Source organism: Pseudomonas sp. HLS-6 (genome assembly GCF_002753995.1).
Classification (GTDB): Bacteria; Pseudomonadota; Gammaproteobacteria; order Pseudomonadales; family Pseudomonadaceae; genus Aquipseudomonas; species Aquipseudomonas defluvii.
This window is the reverse complement of the sequence record NZ_CP024478.1, coordinates 2,606,542-2,629,507: the sequence shown is the minus strand read 5'-3', so window position 1 is coordinate 2,629,507 and position 22,966 is coordinate 2,606,542. Positions and strand designations below refer to the sequence as shown.

The 22,966-nt window shown below is 61.4% G+C and carries 18 protein-coding genes and 1 pseudogene; 6 read left to right on the top strand and 13 right to left on the bottom strand.

All coding sequences use genetic code 11. The features are described from left to right. The first annotated feature begins 38 nt into the window (after nt 1-38). From CS390_RS12455 to CS390_RS12445, 3 genes and pseudogenes are all read left to right on the top strand, one after another. A complete protein-coding gene (locus CS390_RS12455) occupies nt 39-1,292 on the top strand; it encodes an OprD family porin (protein ID WP_099774736.1) in 1,254 nt (417 codons plus the stop codon). A 59-nt stretch (nt 1,293-1,351) separates the two neighbouring features. Continuing rightward, a complete protein-coding gene (paaZ, locus tag CS390_RS12450) occupies nt 1,352-3,406 on the top strand; it encodes a phenylacetic acid degradation bifunctional protein PaaZ (RefSeq protein WP_099774734.1) in 2,055 nt (684 codons plus the stop codon). Nucleotides 3,407-3,550: 144 nt separating this feature from the next. Further along, a pseudogene (locus CS390_RS12445) lies at nt 3,551-4,035 on the top strand (N-acetyltransferase family protein). 13 nt (nt 4,036-4,048) lie between these two features. Here CS390_RS12445 and CS390_RS12440 read toward each other — a convergent pair. The 4 genes from CS390_RS12440 to CS390_RS12425 form a co-directional block, all read right to left on the bottom strand. After that, nucleotides 4,049-5,467, bottom strand: coding sequence for a hypothetical protein (locus CS390_RS12440; RefSeq protein ID WP_099774732.1), 1,419 nt, complete (start codon nt 5,465-5,467; stop codon nt 4,049-4,051). Between the two features lie 64 nt (nt 5,468-5,531). After that, on the bottom strand, nt 5,532-6,152 hold the full coding sequence (locus CS390_RS12435; protein WP_099774730.1) for a TetR/AcrR family transcriptional regulator: 621 nt from the start codon (nt 6,150-6,152) through the stop codon (nt 5,532-5,534). A gap of 151 nt (nt 6,153-6,303) precedes the next feature. After that, nucleotides 6,304-6,546, bottom strand: coding sequence for a DUF2790 domain-containing protein (locus CS390_RS12430; protein ID WP_099774728.1), 243 nt, complete (start codon nt 6,544-6,546; stop codon nt 6,304-6,306). Nucleotides 6,547-6,667: 121 nt separating this feature from the next. Continuing rightward, nucleotides 6,668-7,897: a cyanate transporter gene (locus tag CS390_RS12425; RefSeq protein ID WP_256587611.1), complete on the bottom strand. Its 1,230-nt coding sequence runs from the start codon at nt 7,895-7,897 to the stop codon at nt 6,668-6,670. Nucleotides 7,898-7,998: 101 nt separating this feature from the next. Between CS390_RS12425 and CS390_RS12420 the strand changes: the two genes are divergently transcribed. Then, nucleotides 7,999-8,847 (top strand): LysR substrate-binding domain-containing protein, encoded by an 849-nt coding sequence (locus tag CS390_RS12420; protein WP_099774726.1) that lies wholly within the window; start codon nt 7,999-8,001, stop codon nt 8,845-8,847. A 124-nt stretch (nt 8,848-8,971) separates the two neighbouring features. Further along, entirely contained in the window at nt 8,972-10,072 is a 1,101-nt protein-coding gene (gene zapE, locus CS390_RS12415) for a cell division protein ZapE (protein WP_256587610.1), read from the top strand. Between the two features lie 48 nt (nt 10,073-10,120). Here the strand turns inward: zapE and CS390_RS12410 are convergent, their stop codons facing one another. The 7 genes from CS390_RS12410 to CS390_RS12380 form a co-directional block, all read right to left on the bottom strand. Continuing rightward, nucleotides 10,121-12,010 carry a propionyl-CoA synthetase gene (locus CS390_RS12410; RefSeq protein WP_099774722.1) on the bottom strand — a complete coding sequence of 630 codons (1,890 nt, stop codon included), beginning with the start codon at nt 12,008-12,010 and terminating at the stop codon, nt 10,121-10,123. Nucleotides 12,011-12,095: 85 nt separating this feature from the next. After that, the gene (locus tag CS390_RS12405) at nt 12,096-12,686 is read right to left on the bottom strand and encodes a TetR/AcrR family transcriptional regulator (protein ID WP_065758379.1); all 591 of its coding nucleotides are present in this window, start codon (nt 12,684-12,686) and stop codon (nt 12,096-12,098) included. Nucleotides 12,687-12,718: 32 nt separating this feature from the next. Then, nucleotides 12,719-13,942 (bottom strand): multidrug effflux MFS transporter, encoded by a 1,224-nt coding sequence (locus CS390_RS12400; RefSeq protein ID WP_099774720.1) that lies wholly within the window; start codon nt 13,940-13,942, stop codon nt 12,719-12,721. 167 nt (nt 13,943-14,109) lie between these two features. Next, on the bottom strand, nt 14,110-14,610 hold the full coding sequence (locus tag CS390_RS12395) for a PaaI family thioesterase (protein WP_065758377.1): 501 nt from the start codon (nt 14,608-14,610) through the stop codon (nt 14,110-14,112). 112 nt (nt 14,611-14,722) lie between these two features. After that, entirely contained in the window at nt 14,723-15,427 is a 705-nt protein-coding gene (locus CS390_RS12390; protein WP_099774718.1) for a YebC/PmpR family DNA-binding transcriptional regulator, read from the bottom strand. A gap of 100 nt (nt 15,428-15,527) precedes the next feature. Next, entirely contained in the window at nt 15,528-16,919 is a 1,392-nt protein-coding gene (locus tag CS390_RS12385; protein WP_099774716.1) for an FAD-dependent oxidoreductase, read from the bottom strand. Nucleotides 16,920-16,938: 19 nt separating this feature from the next. Beyond that, a complete protein-coding gene (locus CS390_RS12380) occupies nt 16,939-18,255 on the bottom strand; it encodes an MFS transporter (RefSeq protein WP_099774714.1) in 1,317 nt (438 codons plus the stop codon). Nucleotides 18,256-18,541: 286 nt separating this feature from the next. On the opposite strand from CS390_RS12380, the gene CS390_RS12375 reads away from it, so the two are divergent. Beyond that, complete coding sequence (locus CS390_RS12375) at nt 18,542-19,453, top strand: LysR family transcriptional regulator (RefSeq protein ID WP_065758373.1); 912 nt, start codon at nt 18,542-18,544, stop codon at nt 19,451-19,453. A gap of 197 nt (nt 19,454-19,650) precedes the next feature. On the opposite strand, the gene CS390_RS12370 is transcribed toward CS390_RS12375, so the two are convergent. Both CS390_RS12370 and CS390_RS12365 read right to left on the bottom strand, forming a co-directional pair. Continuing rightward, nucleotides 19,651-20,934: a Zn-dependent hydrolase gene (locus CS390_RS12370; RefSeq protein WP_065758372.1), complete on the bottom strand. Its 1,284-nt coding sequence runs from the start codon at nt 20,932-20,934 to the stop codon at nt 19,651-19,653. Between the two features lie 45 nt (nt 20,935-20,979). Beyond that, nucleotides 20,980-22,467: an NCS1 family nucleobase:cation symporter-1 gene (locus tag CS390_RS12365; protein WP_099774712.1), complete on the bottom strand. Its 1,488-nt coding sequence runs from the start codon at nt 22,465-22,467 to the stop codon at nt 20,980-20,982. Nucleotides 22,468-22,966 lie beyond the last annotated feature (499 nt).

Sequence of the window (22,966 nt, the reverse complement as noted above, 5' to 3'; positions counted from 1 at the left end):
TACGTAACGCTGTCACAGGACTGTTGGGTATAAAAATAATGAACCACATACGTACTGCTTCCGCTCCACAGCTTGCCGCCATGCTGGCTGGCCTCACCTTGCCGATGGCCGCCGCACCGGCCTTGGCTGACTTTATCGAGGACAGCCACGCCAAGATCGAACTGCGTAACCACTACCTGAATCGTGATTTTCGTCAAAGCAACGCGCCACAGGCCAAGGCCGACGAGTGGGCACAGGGCTTTACCACGAAAATCGAATCGGGTTTCACCGAAGGCACGGTGGGCTTCGGTGTCGACGCCATGGGCCAACTGGGTATCAAACTGGACTCAAGCCGCGATCGTCGCGGTACGGGCCTGCTGCCTTACGGCCGCAACAGCCTGGAGCCGGACGATGATTACAGCGAACTGGGTTTGACCGCCAAGCTGCGCGCGTCAAAGAGTGTCCTGCGCCTGGGCACCCTGCAGCCGCTACTGCCGGTGGTGGTCTACAACGACACCCGCCTGCTCGCTTCGACCTTTCAGGGTGGTTTGCTGACCAGCCAGGAACTCGACGGGCTGACCTTCAACGGCGGGCGGCTGACCAAAACCAATCTGCGCGACTCCTCCAGCCGTGACGATATCGGGTATGGCGCAGCCACAAGTGACGCCTTCGACTTTGCCGGCGGCAGTTGGGCAATCAACCCGCAACTGGCACTGAGCTACTACTACGGCAAGCTGGAGGATATCTACCGCCAGCAGTTCGTCGGTCTGGTGCATACCTGGCCATTGGGCGAAGGCTTAAGCCTGCGCAGCGATATCCGCTACTTCGACAGCCGTGAAGACGGCGCCGAACGCGCCGGGCGCATCGATAACCGCAACTTCAACGGCATGTTCACCCTGGGTGTCGGTGCCCACAAGTTCAGCACCAACTTCCAGCAGCAGTCCGGCGACAGTGCGTTCCCGTTCCTCAATGGTGGTGACCCCTATGTGGTCAACCTGGTGACCTACAACACCTTCACCCGCGCTGGCCTGGACTCCTGGCAAGTGCGCTATGACTACGACTTCGCCGCCCTCGGCGTACCGGGTCTGAGCTTCATGACCCGTTACACCGACGGTCGTCACGCCAAGACGGCCAGCGTGGACAACGGTCGTGAGTGGGAACGCGATACCGATATCGCCTATGTGGTGCAGAGCGGGCCACTGAAAAACGTCAGCCTGCGCTGGCGCAACGTCACCTTCCGCTCCGGCAATGGCCTGACCAACGCCGTGGACGAGAACCGCCTCATTGTCGGCTACACCCTGGCGCTCTGGTAAGCGCCCTCCCGCTGCGCCAGCGCTGGCGCAGCGGCCTTATTCACGTAGGAGAACACCTGATGTCTCACGCCCCAACCTTGCAAAGCTTCATCGGCGGCCGCTGGATCGGCCAGCACGGCGCTCAACCCCTGCGCAGCGCCCTGGACGGCCATATCCTGGCCTACAGCCACGAAGAGCGCCCAGACTTCGCCGAAGCCATTGAACACGCACGGGCCCGTGGGCTGGCTGAACTCATGGCCATGGACTTCCAGCAGCGTGCCGCCCGGCTGAAGGCCCTGGCGCTGTACCTGAGCGAACGCAAGGAGCAGCTGTATGCCCTGTCGCACCACAGCGGCGCCACCCGTGCCGACAGCTGGATCGACATCGAAGGCGGCAACGCTACCCTGTTCGCCTACTCGGGTATCGGTACCCGTGAACTGCCGTCGGGCAATATCGTCCATGAAGGCCCGGCCATACCGCTGGGCAAGCAAGGCCACTTCGCCGGTAGCCATATCCTGGTGCCGCGCGCGGGCCTGGCCGTGCACATCAACGCCTTCAACTTCCCGATCTGGGGCATGCTGGAAAAGTTTGCGCCGACCTTCCTTGCGGGCATGCCGTGCATCGTCAAGCCGGCCACCTCCACCAGCTACCTGACCGAGGCAGTCGTGCGCCTGATGGATCAGTCCGGCCTGTTGCCGGTCGGCAGCCTGCAATTGGTGATCGGCGGCACCGGCGACTTGCTCGACCGCTTGCAGGGCCAGGACGTGGTCACGTTTACCGGTTCTGCCGACACCGCCGCCAAACTGCGCGTCACGCCGAACCTGATCCGCAATTCGGTACCTTTCACGGCCGAGGCCGATTCGCTGAACTGCGCGATTCTGGGCCCGGACGTAACCCCGGACGACCCGGAGTTTGACCTGTACATCAAGGAAGTGGTCCGCGAGATGACCACCAAGGCCGGGCAGAAATGTACCGCCATCCGCCGCGCCATCGTCCCGGCCAAGCACTTCGACGCGGTCGCTACCCGCCTGCGCGAGCGCCTGAGCAAGGTGGTGGTCGGCGACCCATCGGTGGAAGGCGTACGCATGGGCGCCCTCGCCTCCCATAGCCAACAGGCCGATGTCGCTGAACGTGTGCAGAGCCTGCTGCAAAGCTGCGACCTGCTGTTCGGCGAGCGCGATGGTTTCGCCCCGGTTGGCGAAGGCGTCGCGGAAGGTGCGTTCTTCGCCCCGACCCTGCTCCAGGCGCGCAATCCGCACGCCGAGGGCGGTGCTCACGATATCGAAGCCTTCGGCCCGGTCAGTACACTGATGGCCTACGATGATCTGGACGAAGCCTTGGCGCTGGCGGCTCGCGGCAAAGGCAGCCTGGTCGCAACGCTGGTCACCCATGATCGCCAGGTCGCCGCCAAGGCGATCCCCGCCGCTGCCGCATGGCATGGGCGCCTTCTGGTGCTGGACCGCGAAGCGGCAGTAGAGTCCACAGGGCACGGCTCGCCACTGCCACAGCTCAAGCACGGCGGCCCCGGTCGAGCCGGCGGCGGTGAGGAACTGGGCGGCCTGCGTGCGGTCAAGCACTACTTGCAGCGCGCCGCCGTGCAAGGCTCACCGAGCATGCTGATGGCGGTTACCGGTGAATACGTACGTGGCGCCGAAGTGATCGAAACCGAGGTGCACCCGTTCCGCCGGCACTTTGAAGACCTGCAGATCGGGGAGTCACTGCTGACCCATCGACGTACCGTGACCGAAGCCGATCTGGTCAACTTCGGCTGCCTGTCGGGCGACCATTTCTACATGCACTTCGATGACATCGCCGCCAAGGAATCGCAGTTCGGCAAACGCATCGCCCATGGTTACTTTGTGCTATCGGCGGCAGCTGGGCTGTTCGTCAGCGCCGCACCCGGCCCGGTGCTGGCCAACTATGGCCTGGACACCCTGCGGTTTATCAATCCGGTGGGCATCGGCGACACCATCCAGGCGCGCCTGACCTGCAAGCGCAAGATCGACCAGGGCAAAAAGAGCCCACAGGGTATCCCGCAGGGGGTCGTGGCCTGGGATGTCGAAGTCACCAATCAGCTCGGCGAGCTGGTGGCCAGCTACGACATCTTGACGCTGGTGGTAAAACGCCAAGGCTGATTCACGCAGCAAGCGTGCGCCGCTAGACCGCAGGAACGCCAGCACCCATGCAGTCATTGTGGGTGCTGGCCTGCTGGCGGAGTTGATGGTCACTCCCTGACGGTTACGATGATCGCCCACCCCTTGCCCGCAGAAACCTCACTTATGACCGTGCACATTCGCCCCGCCCGCCTTGAAGACGCAGGGCGCATTCTCGAGCTGATCATCGAGCTCGCCGACTACGAACGCGCCCGCCATGAAGTGGTCGCCAACCTCGCCGATATCGAGCGCAGCCTGTTCAGCCCTGAGGCGACGGCCAAAGCGCTGATCTGCGAGCGCGATGGCCAGGTCATCGGCTACGCGGTGTACTTTTTCAGCTACTCCACCTGGCTGGGCAGCAACGGCATCTACCTCGAAGACCTTTACATCACCCCGACCAACGCGGTAGCGGCGCAGGCAAGCAGTTGCTGCGCCATATCGCCCGAGAAGCCTGCGACAAGGGGTGCGGCCGCCTGGAGTGGAGCGTACTGGACTGGAACGAACCCGCCATTCAGTTCTACCGCTCGATTGGCGCACAGCCTCAGGATGAGTGGGTGCGCTACCGGATGGAAGGCCAGACCTTGCACGCGTTTGCGCGCGGCGACCGCTAAAGCGGATCGGGCATTACTGAATCGGGCAGTTGGCATCGGCAGGCACACCCAGGTGCGCGCAAAGGCAGGGCTCAACGTGAATGCCCAGGCTCACGCTGCCCACCTGTTGCTGAACACCTCCGCGAATACGACGATTGCGCCGCTGATGGGTTTCGCGGACCTGTTGCCAGCCCGCGGCGCTGTGGGCCAGTCGTGCAGCATGCGTTGGATGGTGGTACCTGGCGCCGTGTGAATAAACCAGCTTGCTCCAGCGATCCAGTGGCGCAGGCGGCACGCTGTTGATGTTGCCACCATGATGACTGGCTACCAGCCCTCGATAGCCACACGCCCGAACTTGCGGGTAATGAAGGTATAACGACGCGTAGTCGGCATCGCCCACTGTTAGCAGGTACTGCGGCTCACGCCTTGAAGCACCGGCATTGATCAGCAGTGCCAGGCCCGTGTTGTTATTGTCATTGTGGCCACCCTGTGGCTGACACTTGATGATGCGATGGCCCTGATGGCTGACAACGCCATTGAGCTGACTCGGCCAGATGTAGAGGTTACCCCGCCGCGCCAAGGCGAGCGCCAGTCGCCAGCCCATGCTGGAAACACGCTGACCGCTCTGCGCACGCCCTTGATTGGGTACGATCCAGGGGCGATCAAGCGCCCGTGGATCCCACGCGATGCGAATACCACGGCCACCGAAAAGCGGCTGTCCGGCAGCGGCGCCAGCCCAGTGGTCCATGTCCCAGTGCGACAGGATGACCGGTGCCTCGGCTGACGCGTTGGCAAAGGGGTCCAACGGCGGGCTGGGCAAGGTGGCATAGTTGTACCCTGTCGGGACACCGCAGTCGTAGAACAGCACGGCGTGTTTGCCTCGGCACGGGCAGATCGCACTGGGATACAGTGAATTCCAGTTAGCCTGGCCGACATCATGCACGACCAACATCGGCCAATCACAATTATCGGTAGCCTGCTGGAACAACTCGGCAATACTCGCTTTGGAGGAAACCGGCAGGCCGCGCAATTGGCTAAAGCGCACCAGTTTGCGAAGCGTCTCGCCTTTGTCCAGCACTTGCACATCGAGGATTTCCAAAGGCGTTCGCGCATCGTCAAGCGCCCTGAAGGCATACAGTGACGCTTGTGCATCGGGTGATGACGACAGGCGGAAGTCGACCTTGAACCAGTTCAGGCCGGGCTGCCGTTCCCCTGGCCAGCTCGCCATGGCCAAGGGGCTCAGGCGCAGCAACCAGGACTCGGGCTCCCACTCACTGTTCAGCGCCAAGCCGAGGGATTGCGGGGCGGCCTCAAACGAGCGGACCTCAACCCCATCCAACACCGTGTCTTCACCCTCACCCGCCTGAGACGGGTCGATCAGCGCATACACGGAAACACACCTTTCAAGCCGTGCCTGCAGTTGCTGCCTGTCCTTGAGATCCTGCCCGTTCATTCCCTGATTCCGGTGTTACCAAAGCCAGCAAGCATGCCACAACAGGCGTTGCCAGTGGGGCCGCTCAGGGTTCCAGCCCGATACCCCGCAAGATGACGCAGGTGACGGTCTGCACGGCGCGCTCAAACTGGAGGTCATCAAGGGGCTGATGCGCGTTCAGCAGGCTGACCTGATGGCTGAAGTCGGCGTAGTGCTGGGTCGAGGCCCAGATCATGTACAGCAACCCTGAGGGCTCGACCGGCAGGATGCGTCCGTCTTCGACCCATTGACGAATTTTCGCCTCCTTCAGTTTCGCCCAGCCGCACAGGCTGTCATCCAGGGCTGTGCCGAGGTTAGGCGCACCATGGATAATTTCGTCGGCCCAGACCTTGGAGCCATGAGGCCGGCTGCGCGAATGATTCATCTTGGCGCGTATGTAGCTGCTGAGCACGATCCTCGGATCGTCATACAGCTCGAAACACAGCGCATCCTGTTTCCACACCTCAAGCAAGCCGAGCACTACAGCCTGATACAACTCTGCCTTGGTACTGAAGTAATAGTGCACATTGCTACGCGGCAGTTCGGCAGCCTCGGCAATGTCGGCCATGGCGGTGCCGGCAAAGCCTTTTTCGGCAAATACCTTTTCCGCAGCGAGGAGAATACTGTCGACATTGCGTTGGCGAATACTGGGTTTGCGCGGGGCCATGGGCGAATCCATTGCGGCTGACACGGCAAGGCTACGCCGATTCACTCACCTCAGGCAAAAGCCTTGTGTGCGGTCATGGTCACTCAACGACGTTCAGCAGCACCTACCCGCACCATGACTGCACTCAGGCCATAACATAAACGGCGGCGGATCAACCGCCATGGTTGCAGGCTTGCGCCAGTTTCAGGTAGTCCAGGCTACGCAGTTGCCCGGCCGAATCCTTGTAGACCATACGTGCCTTTACCACCTCACACAGCATCGACTCCGGCTCACTCAGGTTGACCACCTTGGCCACATCAAGCGGCATGCCATAGTGATACAACGGTACTGCGTCTTGTGCCTGCACAGCAGCACAGGCCAGCAAGGCCGATGCCAACACCCAACGCGCTTTCATGAGGGTTGCCCTCCAAATGGAAATGGCTGACACCCTTGAGTGTGGCGTCGCACAGAACACGCGTAGGTTTTGCGGATCAACGGCACGCCTTCAGTTACACGGGTGAAACACCCGCCGCCCATCATCTGGCCACAGGGCTCGCCTGACGCTTACCCTCCTCGCTCATGGCGCCGGCATAACCACCCGGAGAAAAACGCAAGGTCACCACGAGCATCAGTACCACTGTCAAGGTCAGCAACAACCACGAGGCCTGGAAATCGCCGCTAATATCCCGCAGCCAGCCTGTCAGGTAGGGAATGATGCCGGTGATGATAAAACCGATACCTTGGACAAACGCCGCCAGTGCCCCTGCCTCGGCAGGCTTGCCGCGCAAGTGTTCAAGGGTGAGCGTGAGGCTCAGGCTGAAGCAGGCGCCCAGGCCGAAACCAATTAGCGCCACCCACAGCCCCGACCATAATGAAGGCTGCATCAGCAGGCCGATAAAGCCCAGCAACTGCGACAACAAGGCCACCAACAGCCCCGGGCGCCGATCAGCCAAACGCCGCAACAGCAACGGCAGGCCCAACGCACCCAACACCTGGAAAATGGTCATCAAGCCAATCAACTCGCCGCCGCCCTGGGCGCTGCCACCGATCTGCCGATAGTAGGCCGGCAACCAGGCAACCATGCTGGTGTAACCACCGTTGATCAGGCCAAAGTAGCCCGCCAGCAACCACGCACGGCGGCTGCCGAAAAAGTGTCGCCTGGCCTCTGCCCCACTACGCGCCTGCTCCGCGCTGGGGCGCGCCACGCACCACAAGACCAGGGCCAGCAGCGCCGGTAGCAGCCACACCCCAAGACCCGCCTGCCAGTGCCCGGCCGTTTCCGCGATCCGCGGGCCGAGCACGGCGGCGATTCCACCACCGCTCATCAACGCTGCCGAATACACGCCCATGGCCAACGCCAGGCGTGAGGGGAACCAACGATTGACCAGGCCTGGCATCAAGGCCTGAATAAAAGCCACACCCAGGCCAGCCAACGCGGCACTGGCAATCAGCGCCGTACCACTGTGCAGAAACAGGCGCCAGGTACACGCCAGGGCAATGGCTGCAAGCCCGGCAAGCATCCCGTGGTGCTCGCTCAGCCAGCGGCGTAGCCAGGGTTGCAGCAACGGTACCAGGCCCATGCACAACACCGGCAACGCGGTGAGCAGTGCCGCCTGCTGGTAACCCAGGCCGGTGCTGTTGCGAATCTCCTCCAGCAACGGGCCGATGCTGGTCAGGATCGGCCGCAGGTTAATCGCCACCGCCACCACCAACAGCCAGCCGAGCGCGCCGGTCCGACTCAGGTGCGCGTTCATTTCGCTGTTCATGCTTGCGCCTTTTAATGAGATTCAACACAGGCCGGTGATTATCCTGAGACGCCGGGGTAGTATGAAATTAATTGATTTCATGCATGCCAGTGGGATTTCGAATGCTTGACCCTTTACTGTTGCGCAGCTTCGTCACTGTCGTCGAAGCCGGCAGTTTCACCCGCGCTGGCGAGCGCCTGCACCTAACCCAATCAACCATCAGCCAACAGATCATCCGGTTGGAGCAACGCCTGGGCTGCCGTTTGCTGGACCGCAGCCAGCGGCAGGTCTGGCCGACCGAAGCAGGCGAACGGCTGCTGGGCTATGCCCGGCGCATCCTGCGCCTGGAAGAGGAAGCGCGCCACGCCCTGAGCCCTCAGCAACCGGAGGTGGCGTTGCGTCTTGGGGTGCCGGATGACTTCGCGGGCGAAATTCTCACGACGCCATTGAGCCACCTGCTGGCCGAGCGGCCACGTATGCGCCTGGAGGTCGAGTGCGGCCTCAGCCTGCCGCTGCTGCACCTGTACCGTAATGGCGAACTGGACCTGCTGCTGGTCAAGCAATGGGGCGCTGACAGTGACTGTCATGCGTACTGGCCGGAACCGTTGGCTTGGGTCAGCAGTGCCAGACACCCGATAACCGACCCCGTGCCCTTGGTGGTGTTCCCGGTAGGTGCGCTGTATCGCCAGGAAATGATCCATGCGCTGGAAGCGGCCGGGCGCCCTTGGCGTATCAGTTACTCCAGCACCAGCCTGGCCAGCATCAGCGCGGCAGTGAATGCAGGCTTGGGGGTTAGCCTGATCCCGGCACGCAGTGTTGAACCCAGCCATCGCGTACTGGGTGTCAATGAAGGCTTCGCGCCCATCGCCGGGTTGACACTGGCACTCTACGCCCGCCCGGCGCTGGACGATGATGGCGCGGCACTGCGCGACAGTCTGGAGGCCTTGTGTGAGCGTCGCGCCGCACACTGACAGCCTCAAGGCACCGTAACACTCCCAGGGCTCAAGATCGCTGGTCGCCTGTGTCGCTATTGGGTAAATTAGCCGCGCTCGCTCTAGGTGGGCTGTTCGTTCCCCTTAAGCCAAGGACCCCACGTTGACTGCAAAGCCGCCCTCTTCGTCCTGGATTCGCTCCCCCTTGCGCAGCTTGCGCCAGCGAATGCAACGCGGCTCTACCCTCAACGATGGCCCCGCTCAGCAGTTGCGCCTGTGGTTCCAGCACAAAGCCCACGAACAGGGCTATACCCTGAGCCACAGCCAGCAACAGGTGATCGGCTTCATGGCCGGGCAGGTCGAACAACTGGCGCGGGGCCAGGCACGCAGCCTGTACCTCTATGGCGGTGTCGGGCGAGGCAAAAGCTGGTTGCTGGAGGGATTCTTCCGGGCAATCACCCTGGAGCAAAAACGCCGCCTGCACTTTCATGACTTCTTCGCCCGGCTGCACGACGGCATGTTCCGTCATCGGCATGCCGACAATGCGCTGGCCTGCACCCTTGACGAGTTGCTCGAGGACTGCAAAGTCCTGTGCTTCGATGAGTTCCATGTCCATGACATCGGTGACGCCATGCTCATCACCCAACTGTTCAAGGCGTTGTTCGAGCGACGCATCCTGCTGCTGGTCACCTCCAACTACCCGCCCGAAGGGCTACTGCCAAACCCGCTCTACCACCAGCGTTTCGAACCGGTCATCCGCCTGATCAAACAGCACATGCACGTCGTCGAAGTGGGCGGCGAGGACTACCGGGGCCTGCCGGGCAGCGGCAGCCACCAGCGTTTTACCCAGGGTTGCTACCTGTGGCCAGGCAATGCCGAGCAACGTGCTGCCCTCGACCTGCCACCGGCGCAGCCCACCGCCCTTGCAGTGGGAAAACGAGATGTACAGGCCTGGCTAGTTGACGGCGAGCGTGTTGCGTTCGACTTCGCGGCCCTTTGCGAACAACCCACCGCCGTCATCGACTACTTGCAATTGGCACAGCGCTTCGAGCATTGGGTCATCGATGGCCTGCCAAACCTGGCGGACTGTTCGATCGCCGCCCAGCAGCGTTTCATCAACCTGATTGACGTGCTCTACGACCAGGACAAGTATCTGGTGCTGATTGGCGAACAGCCATTGGACGCCGCCCTGCAAGGGACAGCCAACGACCTGGCCCGCACCCGCAGCCGCCTCGGGCAGTTGCAGCAGAAGACAGAACAGTGAGAACACGCGGTACATGGCCTGTGTCTCAGGCCATGTACCGCCTACCCGTTAGCCTGCCCGGGCAAGGCTGGCGAGCACTGCCTCGATCTCATCCAGCACGGCGGGGTCATCGAGCGTCGATGGCGGCGTATAGGGCTGTTGATCGGCGATCTTGCGCAACACGGCCCGGAGAATTTTCCCTGAGCGCGTCTTGGGCAGGCGCTTGACCACACGAACCTGATTGAAGCAGGCCAGTGCGCCGATCTGCTCGCGAACGCGGGCAACCAGCTCGCTCTGCAACTGCTGCTCACTGATTGGCGTCGCGTCCTTGAGCACTACCAGTGCCAGTGGCACCTGGCCCTTGATCTCGTCGTAGACACCGATCACCGCACATTCGGCCACGGCCGGATGCGCGGCCACCAGGTCTTCCATTTCACCGGTCGACAGGCGATGACCTGAGACGTTGATCACATCATCGGTGCGCCCCATGATGTAGACAAAGCCGTCATCATCCAGGTAACCGCCGTCTCCGGTATGGTAGTAACCCGGATACGTCTGCAGGTACGACTGCACGTAACGTGCATGGTCGCCCCACAAGGTCTGGCTGCAGCCGGGCGGCAACGGCAAGGCAATGACGATGGCTCCTTGCTGATTCGGCCCCAGCAAATGCCCGTCGTCATCCAGTACCTGAACGTGGTACCCCGGTACCGCACGGTTGCTCGATCCCGCTCGCACGCCACTGCCATCAAGACCGACACAGGGCGCTGTCACCGGCCAGCCGGTTTCGGTCTGCCACCAGTGATCGTGGACCGCCTTGCCACTGGTTGCCTCAAGCCATTGGTGGGTGCTGGAGTCAAGTTTCTCGCCGGCCAGGAACAACTGACGCAACGAGCTCAGGTCATATTTACGCAGCAACAGGCCTTCCGGGTCCTCCTTGCGCACCGCCCGCATCGCTGTCGGCGCGCAGAACATCCCGTTAACCTTGTACTGCTCTACCACACGCCAGTAAGCACCGGCATCTGGTGTACGAATCGGCTTGCCCTCGTAGAACACACTGGTGCAGCCATTCATCAGCGGCCCGTAAACGATCAACGAGTGCCCGACCACCCAGCCCACATCGGAGATCCCCCACCAGACATCACCCGGCTGCATGCCATAGATGTGCTGCATGGCGAACTTCAGCGCCACGGCATTGCCGCCGTTTTCGCGCACGATACCTTTGGGTTTTCCGGTGGTGCCCGAGGTGTACATGATGTAGAGCGGGTCGGCAGCGCCCAGCTCGACTGGCGCGACCGGTTCAGCACTGGCGACGGCGGCCTGCCAATCCAGATCGCGTCCCTCGATCATCTCGGCACGGGCTTGCGGGCGCTGAAGTACCAGTACCTGCCTGGGCTGATGTTGTGCCAGTTGCAGGGCCCGGTCGACCAAGGGTTTGTAGGCAATGACCCGGTCGAACTCCAACCCGCAGGAGGCAGTCAGCAGCAGTTTTGGCCGGGCATCATCGATGCGCAGGGCCAACTCATTGGCGGCAAAGCCACCAAACACTACCGAATGCACCGCGCCAATGCGGGCACAGGCGAGCATGGCCATGGCGGCCTGGGGCACCATGGGCATGTAGATGATGACACCGTCACCCTTTTCCACACCCAACTGGCGCAGCAAGCCGGCCAGGCGTGCGACTTCGTCGCGCATTTGCAGGTAGGTAAAGGTTTGCTGGGTGTGGGTTACCGGGGAGTCATAGATCAGCGCGACTTGCTCGCCACGGCCTTGCTCGATTTGATAATCAAGGGCCAGGTAGCAGCTGTTCAAGCGGCCATCGCTGAACCACTGGTGCGTACCATCGGCGTTTTCGGTCAGCGTCTGTGTCGGTTTTCGGTACCAGGCGAAGTCATTGGCTTGCTCGGCCCAAAACGCAGCGGGGTCAGCAATGGAGCGATCATAGCAGTGCTGGTAAGTCATCGATGTCGAACCCTGAGCTTGTTGTTATTTAAGGGCGAACGATGAGTATGGACCGCTTCAATGAAGCCGCCATGGTACTAAGGTCTTATTTTTCGGCGCCGCTACGCGCCAATGAATCCTCGAACACCTTCCACAATGCGGCCAGCCGTCGGGCATAGGCCTCAGGCCCGGCGTAGATCAGCTCCACCGCCAAACTGTCGACAATTCCCATGTAGGCATCCCGGTAGAGTACGGCCTGCTCATCCTCGAACGTCGGCCGATAGGCCTTCATGCGTGCAACGAACAACGCCGCCAGCCGCGCCAGATAACCTTCGAACCCCGCGGAGATCCAGGCCCGCAGCTCCGTCGGCGGAAAAAACGCCGTGCGCAGCAAGAAACGTAAATGCGCCGACCCTAGATAGCGCTCACCCAGACGCTGGCAGTACAGCCCGCCGGGAACATCGCCATGCGGATGAGCAAAACAGTCCTCGACATACAACCGCTCTGCTTCCACCGCACGCTCGAAGACGGCCTGGAACAGGTCGTCCTTGCTGCTGAAATGCGCATACAACGATGGCTTGCGCATACCCGCCGCCACCGCAATGTCATTGAGCGAACAGGCGTCGTAGCCGCTGTTGGCAAAATGCTCGACAGCAATCACGCATATCTTTTCTGCCGAAGGCGACAGGGTTCTCATGCAGCGTTCTCCGGAAAACAGTTACCTGGGCATCAGTGCCCGGCCAGGTGCGGCCGCTCGCCAGGCGCACAGCGCACACTGGCACGCACCAGCACCGCTACCAACGCAGCCGACAGCGCCAGCAGCAACGCCCAATGCGATGCGCCCAAAGGCGCCATGATGCCTGACAACGGCGTGGCGAACGACGAAATGATCAACTGAAACGCCCCCAGCAACGCCGCCGTAGAGCCTAGTGCACGGGTTTGTGAAGCCATGGCCATCGACATCAGCGTGGCCTCGGCTACGCCCAGCCCAAACATGGCCAAGGCCATGCCTGCGACGATCCCGACCAGCCCGCTGGCGGTAACGGCGCCAATCAGTACCAGTAGCGAACCGAGCAACATGCAGCCAGCGCCGACCAACGCCAACCGACCAAGCCCTTTGCGCGCCACCAGCCGCCCCGCCGTGATCGCCCCCAGCAAAATCGCAATGCCGGTGGCTCCGAACAGCGTGCCAAACGCCTCGACCGACAGCCCATAGTGGTGCTGATAGACGTACGCGGCGCCACCAATGTAGGCGAACAGGAAGAAAAACACCGCCGCCAGCGCCAACGCCGGGCGCAGGAACTGCCGGTCACTGGCAATCCCTGCATAGGTGCGCAGACACGCCCTGGGTCGAAAGGCCATACGTTGGTCTGCAGGCAAGGTTTCCTTGAGCACCAGGCTGGCGTTCAGCAGCACGACGGCACCCAGCGTGGCCAACACCAGCATGACCATTCGCCAGCCATAGTGCGCACCAACAACGCCCCCCAAGGCCGGCGCAACAACCGGCGCCAGGCCTTCAATGGTCATCAGCAAGGCAAAGAGTTGCGCCGCCCGGGCGCCTTCGGCGACATCGCGCACCATGCTCATGATCACGACCAGTGTCAGGGCACTGCCCAAGCCCTGGACAAAGCGCGCCACAACCAACGCGTCGAGGGAATCTGCGCGGGCCGCCCATACCGAACTGAGGATGAACACCAGCAGCCCTGCCAACAATGGCCGACGTCGACCCAGCATATCGATCAGCGGGCCAAACAACAGTTGCCCGGCGCCCATGGCCAGCAGGAACACCGTCAAGGTCAACTGCACGGCGGCGTATGACGTTCGAAATTCGGCAGCAATCGCCGGCATGCTGGCCAGGTACATGTCGACTGCCGAAGGGCCAAGGGCGCCGATCAGCGCCAGCGCCACGGCAAACCGAACAGGCGGTGATGGCGTTTTCGTTACGGTATGCATGTGCTCGATTTCCAATTCGCCCCAGACAAAACCTAACGGTCGGTAGGCTTCTGAGTGACGCGAGCGTATACACCTCTTTTCAACGGGTCAAGTCATCAACACAGGCGGGCCGGAGCGACACCCCCGTTGCACGGCCAACAGGGCTGCCATTCCAAAGACGTACAACCTTAAGCGGGGGTGTGAGCCTGTTGGCGCAGGCGTTCGGTGTCTACACGAACAAACACCGAGTCGGCGGTCACGGTCAGGACATCACCGGCCCAGATTTCGCAAATCACCCGGCTCTTGCGCCCTACTTCGCCTTCAACGCGGGCCTTGAGCACCAACTCGACGCCCATGGGGGTCGGCTTGAGGTAGGTCAGGCTCAGTTGCCCGGTCACGCAGTCGATACGTGGCAGGCTACCCGGTTCACGGCCCTCGGCACGGTAGTGATAGGCCATTGCCGTCCAGTTGGAATGACAATCGACCAGCATCGCCAGCAGGCCGCCGTAGACCAGCCCCGGCCAACCATGGAATTCACTTGCCGGGGTGTGCTTGCACAGCACATGCACGCCGTCTTCGGCCCAATGGCTTTCAACGTGCAGACCGGTAGGGTGGGAACAGCCGCAGCCGTAGCAGGAACCCTCGGGCGAGGCCAACTGCTGGATGGAAAGTACATGGGTGTTGTTCATAAACGTCCTGATTGTTGTTATGGGAACAATTGTAGGACCGATGTTAACGCCATGCTGGCGTCTCGACCACCGGGCAGGCAACGAGGCTGCCCGGCAGTGTGACGGGAAGGTATTAGCTTGCCAGACCGACGTAGACGTTTTGCACGTCGTCGTGGTTGTCGATGGCCTCAAGGAAGGCTTCGACTTCAGCGAGCTTTTCTTCGCTGTCGAGGGTGACGGGGTTCTTCGGTACATAACCGATTTTCGCCGAAATGACGCTGAAACCGTGCTCAGGCAGCGCCTTCTGCACCGCATCCAGATCGGTGGTTTCGGTAATGAACAGGGTCGCGCCCTCTTCGGCAGGCTCGAAATCCTGGGCGCCGGCTTCGATGGCGGCCATTTCCGGGTCGGCGTCGGCGCTGTCCGGGCTGGCTTCGATCAGGCCAACGTGGTTGAAGTCCCAGGACACCGAACCCTCGGCACCCAACTGACCCTTGCGGAACAGTACGCGGATTTCAGCAACGGTGCGGTTGACGTTGTCGGTCAGGCACTCGACGATCAGTGGCACCTGATGCGGAGCGAAACCTTCGTACTTGACCAGGGTGTACTGCACGACGTCACCCGACAGGCCAGCACCTTTCTTGATCGCGCGCTCCAGGGTTTCGCGAGGCATCGAGGCCTTCTTGGCCTGCTCGACCACCAGACGCAGGCGGGAGTTCATGTCAGGGTCGGCACCACCGCGTGCGGCGATCTGGATTTCCTTGGCCAGCTTGCCGAAGATCTTGCCCTTGGCATTGGCTGCTGCTTCTTTATGTTTGGCTTTCCACTGTGCGCCCATGTCGACTCTCTTTCTGTGCTTCAAGCGCCGGTTCAGGTAGCGACCGGCAAAGTGGGTGCAGTTTATACGCCCTCTTTGCCGCAATCGACAAAAAATCGCCTCAACCCTTGTCGGCCTTGCCAGCCGCTGCAGCAAACCTGGCCAGGTGCACATCCAGGCGGCGGGGTCGGCGCCCATGGTCTTCGGCCTGCTCCTTGCGCCGGATCGCATTGCGCACCATCAACGACCCCAGGTAACGGATCGGTTCAGGTGGAAAATAGCCCAACGGGCCATTGACCAGCGGCGAGCGCGTCCAGGCGTTGTCGAGCCCCAAAACCAATGAGGACAGAATCTGCCCGCCCATATGGCAAGGCCCCACCCCACTCCCGGAGTAGCCAAAGCCATAGAACACCTGGCCCTCGCCCTGCAACCGGCCAAAAAACGGCAAGCCGGTGACCGAGCGGTCAGAAGGACCGTTCCAGGTCGCCGCGATCCGTGCGTCGGCCAATGCCGGGAAAAACTCGCCAAGGCTTCGCCGCAACAACGGCTCGTAGGGCGACGGCTGATCGAACACCGGCAGCATTTTTCCGCCATAAGCAAAAGTATTACCGCCTTTGCCAAGCATCAGCCGGCCATCCGGGGTGTTGTGGTAGTAATGCACGAAAATCCGCGAATCCAGCACACTGATACCTGTGCTCAAGCCCATCTGTTCGAGTAACTGTGGGTACGGCTCAGTGATGATCATGTCACTGGAGACAATCGCTACGCTGCGTTCGAACTGTGGGAACGCCCGTGCCATCCAGGCATTCAAGGCCAGCACCACACGGTCGGCGTGTACCGTACCGTGGGCGGTCTGTACCTGTGATTGTCGCCCCTGCTGCAGGCCGGTCATCGCAGTCTGTTCGTGGATACGAATGCCCCGCTGCAGCGCGACCCGGCGCAAACCACGTACCAGTTTACCGGGCTGAACCGTTGCTGCCGCCGGCGAGAACCACCCCTCCAGGTGCTTGTGCGAACCTGCCAGGCGCTGCACCTGCGCCAATGGCAAACGCTGGAACGAGTTCACGCCCTGGCGCTCCAGCGCGGCGATCACACGGTCTGTCGCCCCCACTTGAGCGGAGTTGGTGGCGGTGTACAGGGTGCCATCCAATCGGTAGTCGGCGTCGATACCATGGGCAGTACAGTAGTCGCCGATAGCCCGAATACTCTGTTCCGACTCCCGGACCAGGCGCACCGCCTCCTGAACCCCAAACAGCCGCTCCAGCGTGAAATACTTGGCCGACCAGGACAAGGCACAGCCACCATTGCGCCCGCTGGCACCTGCGCCGCAGGTATCCGCCTCAATCAGCAGGATATCCAGCGTCGGCTGTTGCTCCTTGAGCATCAGCGCGGTCCACAAACCGGTGTAGCCGCCGCCGACGATGCATACATCGCAACGGCTGTCACCGGCCAGCGGCGCACAAGGCGCCGCCTCTTCCTGGTCCAATGCCTGCTGTAACCAGAACGGCCTCATTGTGTGTCTCCTTGTCGACTCAGGTGCGCATTGGCTTGATTGCCATTGATGTGTTCGGTGCGACGGCTGCCGTTTCGGCCAGGCTGGCCGGGCGGCTGTTCCAATGCGGTACCAGTACCAGCGCCGAGAACAAGGCGCAGCCAGCAAACACAATGAACACCGTGACCGTGTCGAAGTAGCCCGGCAGCAGGCCGCCGAGAATGGCCCCCACCGAGCCACAGCCATTGACGAAACCAGCAGCAGTGGCGCCCGCTTTGGCGGTACCGAAGTCAATTGCGGCGGCGCCGCTGATCATCGAATCCGGCCCATAGAGGGTCAGGCCCATGACAAACAACAAGGCCACGACCAACATCACGCTGCCGGTGTGCATCGCCCCCATGAACAACCCCAGCGTCACGGTCAACACCAGCAGGCTGAGTACACAGGCGGGCATACGCCGGGCGCCAAACAGTTTGTCCGAGGCCAGGCCAATCATGATCGGCCCGAGCAAGCCGGCCAGTTCAAACGCAGTGGGCACGATGGCCGCGCCAACCTTGCCCAGCGACGGCATTTGCTCGAAGACGATGACCGGCCCCCAGAGCAGAATCGCGTAGCGCGCCGGCTTCAACATGAAATAGGCCAGGCCCAGGGTGAGCACCGTGCGGTTGCGCAGAATCTCGCGTAGAGGTGCCCAGACGCTGCACAGGGTGGTACCAGGCACCATGCTTTCCGGCTCCGGCTCAACCGCCGGCAAGCCAACGTCCTCGGGCTTGTTGCGCTGCAGGAAGAAGAACAGCACTGCCACCACAGCGACCACCGCAGCACTGGAGAAAAACGCAGCGTGCCAGCTGCCAATCAGCGTGTACGCCCACCAGCCGGCAAACGGCGAGGCGACCAGGCCGCCGAAGGCGTAGCAAGAGCTCCACAGCCCCAGTACACGGCCGCGCTGAACCGCCGGGAAGAAGCTGCCAATGTTCTTGCACAGCCCTGCCCAGCCGGTGGATTGCGCCAAGCCCTGAATCAGCATGCAGGTGGCGAAAATCGGGAACGTCGCATAACTCCCCATGACCACCGCCGCCGCGGCCGAAATCACCAGGCCGCCCAATACCACCACCCTGGGACCAAAGCGGTCGGCGAGCATGCCCCAGGTGAACTGGCCGACGGCATAGGCCGTCAGGTAGATCGCATCGAGGTTGGCCATGGCCATTTTGTCGAGGGTGAAGCTGGGGTCTTCGCCAATGCCCAGTTTGGCCACCGAGAAAGCCTTGCGGGTGAAATAGAACGCCGCATAGGCCAACCAGGTGATGGCGAAGATCTGCATGCGCCAACGTTTGATGCTTGCGATGTGTTTATTCATGATGAATCTGACCTCGGAATCTGAGTGTGCCGGCAGAATTGGGAAAAAACGCCTGTCTTGTTCTTGTGTTGCGCACTGCGTGACGGCCAAGCAAGGCCATCACCTGGTCAGATGGATCCCGGGGATACGCGGTTGTTGTTTGCGCTGTCGTCCAGAGCCCATGGCCCGGGACACACTCGAACGAATGTTGCCAGCGGGCTGAGAGCGATGGAAACAATTACTGACTGATAAATAAAATCGATTTATCGTATTTCAAATATAAGCTCAGCTTGTAACAGGTACCGCCATGTCCGTTTCACACGCTCAACTCAAGGCTTTCCACGCGGTTGCGCTGCACGGCAGCTTCACCCGTGCCGCCGAACGATTATTCCTCACTCAGCCGGCGATCTCCGATCAGGTGCGCAAACTGGAGGAGCGTTTCGGCATCCTGCTGTTCCACCGCAACAAACGATCGGTGCAACTGACCGATCTGGGTGAGCGCCTGCTGGGCATCACCCAGCGCCTGTTTGCCTGCGAGGACGAAGCGCACGAACTGCTGCAGGATTCACGCGCGCTGCAGACCGGCACCCTGGTACTGGCGGTAGACGCCCCGGTACACGTACTGCCGCAGATCGCCCGGTTCTGCCAGCGTTACCCCGGCATCAGCGTGAAGATCGAGACGGGCAACACCGACGAGTCGCTGTTGCGCCTGTTCAACTACCAGGCCGACCTGGCCCTGCTGGGGCGCGATGTCGACGATCAACGGCTGCTCTGCGTGCCCTTGCGCGACGACCCGATGGTCGCCTTCGTCTCCCACCAGCACCCGTGGGCAAGCCGTGCCTCGATCAGCCTCCAGGACCTCGATGACACGCCCATCGTGCTGCGCGAACCGGGCTCGGTGACCCGGCAAACCCTGGAAGAAGAAATGCAACGCGCAGGCCTGCGCATTCGCCCGGCGATTCAGGTCGAAGGCCGCGAAGCAGCGCGGGAGGCTGTGGTGGTGGGCATTGGCGTCGGGGTGGTGTCGGCGGCCGAGTTCGGCGCCGATGCGCGGGTTTGTGCCCTGCCGATTGTCGACTGCCAACGACGCTTGACCGAAACCCTGGTGTGCCTGCGCGAACAGAGCTCACGGCGACTGGTGGCAACCTTTCTGCAGATGGTTCAGGAAAGCCTGGATGAAAACAACCTCATGACGCACAGCCCGCGTTCGACGCCCTGAATTGCCCCTGCGGGACGTTGGCTTGCCAACGATGCAGGCGCCACGCATTCACTGACGCCCCGTCGAAACCATCGCAGGCAAGCCCGTCACAGAACCCTGAAATCGGTCAAAATAACAAGCTAGAATTTACTTTAAGTACTGGAATTTAATCTAATTAAAACAAGCAGATACCCTATACACATAATGTAAATTCGAGATCATGCCGCTTCCCGATCACGCGCTATGGCCTGCGCTGCCGACAACATCGCCCGCAGCAACACCGCACACCCATCGGCGAGGTCTTGCGGTGCGGCATTCTCGATTTCGTTGTGGCTGATCCCGCCTTCGCAAGGTACGAATATCATCCCGGCCGGCCCCAGTTCTGCCAGGAAGATCGCGTCATGCCCGGCACCGCTGACGATGTCCATGTGTGACAGGCCCAACCCCTGCGCGGCATTGCGCACCGCCTCTACGCAACGCTCATGGAAGTACAGGGGCGGGAAGTCAGCGGTCGGCGTCAGGGTGTAGCTCAGGCCATGCTGACGACAGGTGTCAGTGATCACGTCCTTGACCTGCGCGATCATCGACGCCAGGCGCGCGGGCTCCAGGTGACGGAAGTCCAGGGTCATGCGCACTTCGCCAGGTATGACGTTGCGCGATCCCGGGTAGGCCTGCAGGCACCCTACGGTGCCACAGGCATGCGGCTGGTGCTCCAGTGCCACGCGGTTTACCGCGGCCACCACAGCGCTTGCCCCCACCAGCGCATCCTTGCGCAGGTGCATGGGTGTCGGCCCGGCGTGGGCCTCGACCCCGCGCAGGTTAAGGTCAAACCACTTCTGGCCAAGGGCACCGAGCACCACGCCAATGGTCTTTTGCTGGTCTTCAAGTATCGGCCCCTGTTCGATATGCGCCTCAAAATAGGCGCCCACCGGGTGCCCGGTCACCGCACGCGATCCTGCGTAGCCGATGGCATTGAGTGCTTCGCCGACAGTGATGCCCTCGGCATCGGTCTTGGCCAGGGTTTCCTCAAGGGTGAACTTTTCGGCAAAGACGCCCGAACCCATCATGCACGGAGCAAAACGCGAGCCCTCCTCGTTGGTCCAGACCACCACCTCCAGTGGCGCTTCGGTCTCCACCTTCAGGTCATTGAGGGTGCGCAACACCTCAAGGCCCGCCATCACCCCGAAGCAACCATCGAACTTGCCGCCCGTAGGCTGCGTGTCGATATGGCTACCGGTCATCACCGGCGGCAGTGTCGGGTTGCACCCTGGACGACGGGCAAAGATGTTGCCCACCGCATCCACCGTCACCGTACAACCGGCAGCCTGCGCCCACGTCACGAACAGGTCACGGGCCTGGCGGTCCAGGTCAGTCAGTGCCAGACGGCAAACGCCACCTTTGGCGGTGGCACCAAGCTGCGCCAGCTCCATCAGTGAACGCCAGAGTCGACCTCCGTCGACGTGGTGGAGGGTAGATTGCAGAACGTCCTGAGCTGTTTGCATGTGCATCTCCTGCATCAGTCAACGGGCCTCCACGGGCCTGGGGGTTTAAACGCTGGTTTTGACGCTCGCAGCGCGGTAAGCCTTGAGGCTGCCAAGCATGTAGTAGATCAGCCCACCCAAGGCCGAACCGGTAAACCAGCCGTAATCATAGAACCAACTGAACGCCGTGCTGCCTAGCGATAACAGGGTCAGGGCCACGGGCACACCGAAGGCGACGAAACCGGCCAGGTTCCAGGCGGGATACACATCGTCGCGGTAGAGGCCAGCCAGGTCCAGGGTCTGCCGACGAATCAGGAAATAGTCCACCACCATGATTCCGGCAATCGGCCCCAGCAGGCTGGAATACCCCAGCAGCCAGTTGGAATAGACCGACTCCAGGCTTACGTCAGAGACGATCAGGCCGAGCTTTTTCAGCAGCTCATGGGCCATCAGCAACAGCCCGACCACGCCGGTCAGCATGACGGCACTGGTGCGGCCGATCCATTTTGGCGCCAGGTTCTGGAAGTCGTTGGTCGGTGAAACAATGTTTGCAGCCGTGTTGGTCGACAGCGTGGCGATGATGATCAGGGCCATCGCCAAGGCAACCCACAGCGGGTTCTGGATGTGCCCGATCAGGCTGACCGGGTCGGACACCGTTTCCCCTACCAGCGATGCCGATGCGGCCGTCAGTACAACCCCCAGGGCGGCGAATAGGAACATGGTCAGCGGCAAACCGATGATCTGCCCGACGATCTGGTCCTTCTGGCTTTTCGCGTAGCGGCTGAAGTCAGGGATGTTCAGCGACAAGGTGGCCCAGAAACCGACCATGGCTGTCAGTCCGGCGAGAAAGTAACCGGTCACGCTCGCGCCTTCCGGGCGTTTCGGCGGTTGCGCCATCAACTCGCTGATGGAAACGTTCGGCAAGGCCCAGAACAGCAACCCAGCCCCCACCAGCATCAGCAATGGAGCCGAGAGGGTTTCCAGCCATTTGATCGACTCGGCACCGCGCAACACCACCCACAGGTTCAAGGTCCAGAACAGCAGAAAGCCGATCACCTCACCGGTGCCGCCCAAGGCTTTCCATTCGGGCGAGATCGCGCCAAAAAACAGGTGGATAGCCAGGCCGCCGAACATCGTCTGGATGCCAAACCAGCCACACGCCACCAAGGCACGGATCAGGCACGGCACGTTGGAGCCGATGATTCCGAATGAAGAGCGCAACAACACCGGAAAAGGGATGCCGTATTTGGTCCCGGGAAAGGCATTGAGTGTCAGTGGTACCAGCACCACGACGTTTGCCAGCAGGATCGCCAGCAACGCCTCCCCAACCGTCAGACCGAAGTAGGCGGTCAACACACCGCCCAGGGTGTAGGTCGGCACGCAGATCGACATGCCGACCCACAGCGCAGTGATATGCCATTTGTTCCAGGTGCGCTCGTGGACTTTGGTCGGCGCAATATCGTGGTTGTACCGGGGGCTCTCGAGAACGTCACTGCCGGCGTCGAGCTCGAACAAGCCGTCGCGTTCGCTCACTTGCGATTTGATCTGCTGCATGGCCGCTCCACTGTTGTTCTGATTGTCTGCACATCGTGACGATGGCTGGAGTTCTTGCACTTGCATTGAACAATCGCGGCTCCGGCCAACGCACAGCGGCGGCAAACAATAAGCGTGCCGAAACAGGCGACGGCGGCTGCGATTGTGTTGAAAACGGCGTACAACGCCGCTTTCCCCGCACCGACAGCACCGATGGACGCACCCCGACGGCGACTGGGTTCACGGTCACCTGACGCAGGTACGCCCCTGGGGAACCAAAGGGGTGCAGGGAATATTTTTGGGTGATTGCCATAGGCCCGCACCTGTCCCGGTCAAACCGCTGATTTCCCATGAGAAATCTTGACCATTTCGGCTTTCTGTCAAGTGCGTCAATTTGGTGAGCGCCTGCACCAATTTGTTGATTTTGTCTTTTTATCCTTAAAAATCAGTAGTTTGAATTAGGAATAAGCTTATTAGAAATATTCTTGCCCAATCGAAAAAGCACAACTAGATTCAATTT

Excerpts from the sequence above, each read along its gene's own strand:
- CS390_RS12455 (WP_099774736.1), top strand. The coding sequence starts at position 39 with ATGAACCACATACGTACTGCTTCCGCTCCACAGCTTGCCGCCATGCTG.
- CS390_RS12385 (WP_099774716.1), bottom strand. The coding sequence starts at position 16,919 with ATGAGGCCGTTCTGGTTACAGCAGGCATTGGACCAGGAAGAGGCGGCG.
- CS390_RS12400 (WP_099774720.1), bottom strand. The coding sequence starts at position 13,942 with ATGCATACCGTAACGAAAACGCCATCACCGCCTGTTCGGTTTGCCGTG.
- CS390_RS12440 (WP_099774732.1), bottom strand. The coding sequence starts at position 5,467 with ATGAACGGGCAGGATCTCAAGGACAGGCAGCAACTGCAGGCACGGCTT.
- CS390_RS12395 (WP_065758377.1), bottom strand. The coding sequence starts at position 14,610 with ATGAACAACACCCATGTACTTTCCATCCAGCAGTTGGCCTCGCCCGAG.
- CS390_RS12405 (WP_065758379.1), bottom strand. The coding sequence starts at position 12,686 with ATGAGAACCCTGTCGCCTTCGGCAGAAAAGATATGCGTGATTGCTGTC.
- CS390_RS12420 (WP_099774726.1), top strand. The coding sequence starts at position 7,999 with ATGCTTGACCCTTTACTGTTGCGCAGCTTCGTCACTGTCGTCGAAGCC.
- CS390_RS12435 (WP_099774730.1), bottom strand. The coding sequence starts at position 6,152 with ATGGCCCCGCGCAAACCCAGTATTCGCCAACGCAATGTCGACAGTATT.
- CS390_RS12430 (WP_099774728.1), bottom strand. The coding sequence starts at position 6,546 with ATGAAAGCGCGTTGGGTGTTGGCATCGGCCTTGCTGGCCTGTGCTGCT.
- CS390_RS12380 (WP_099774714.1), bottom strand. The coding sequence starts at position 18,255 with ATGAATAAACACATCGCAAGCATCAAACGTTGGCGCATGCAGATCTTC.
- CS390_RS12390 (WP_099774718.1), bottom strand. The coding sequence starts at position 15,427 with ATGGGCGCACAGTGGAAAGCCAAACATAAAGAAGCAGCAGCCAATGCC.
- paaZ (WP_099774734.1), top strand. The coding sequence starts at position 1,352 with ATGTCTCACGCCCCAACCTTGCAAAGCTTCATCGGCGGCCGCTGGATC.
- CS390_RS12410 (WP_099774722.1), bottom strand. The coding sequence starts at position 12,010 with ATGACTTACCAGCACTGCTATGATCGCTCCATTGCTGACCCCGCTGCG.
- CS390_RS12425 (WP_256587611.1), bottom strand. The coding sequence starts at position 7,897 with ATGAACAGCGAAATGAACGCGCACCTGAGTCGGACCGGCGCGCTCGGC.
- CS390_RS12370 (WP_065758372.1), bottom strand. The coding sequence starts at position 20,934 with ATGCAAACAGCTCAGGACGTTCTGCAATCTACCCTCCACCACGTCGAC.
- CS390_RS12375 (WP_065758373.1), top strand. The coding sequence starts at position 18,542 with ATGTCCGTTTCACACGCTCAACTCAAGGCTTTCCACGCGGTTGCGCTG.
- CS390_RS12365 (WP_099774712.1), bottom strand. The coding sequence starts at position 22,467 with ATGCAGCAGATCAAATCGCAAGTGAGCGAACGCGACGGCTTGTTCGAG.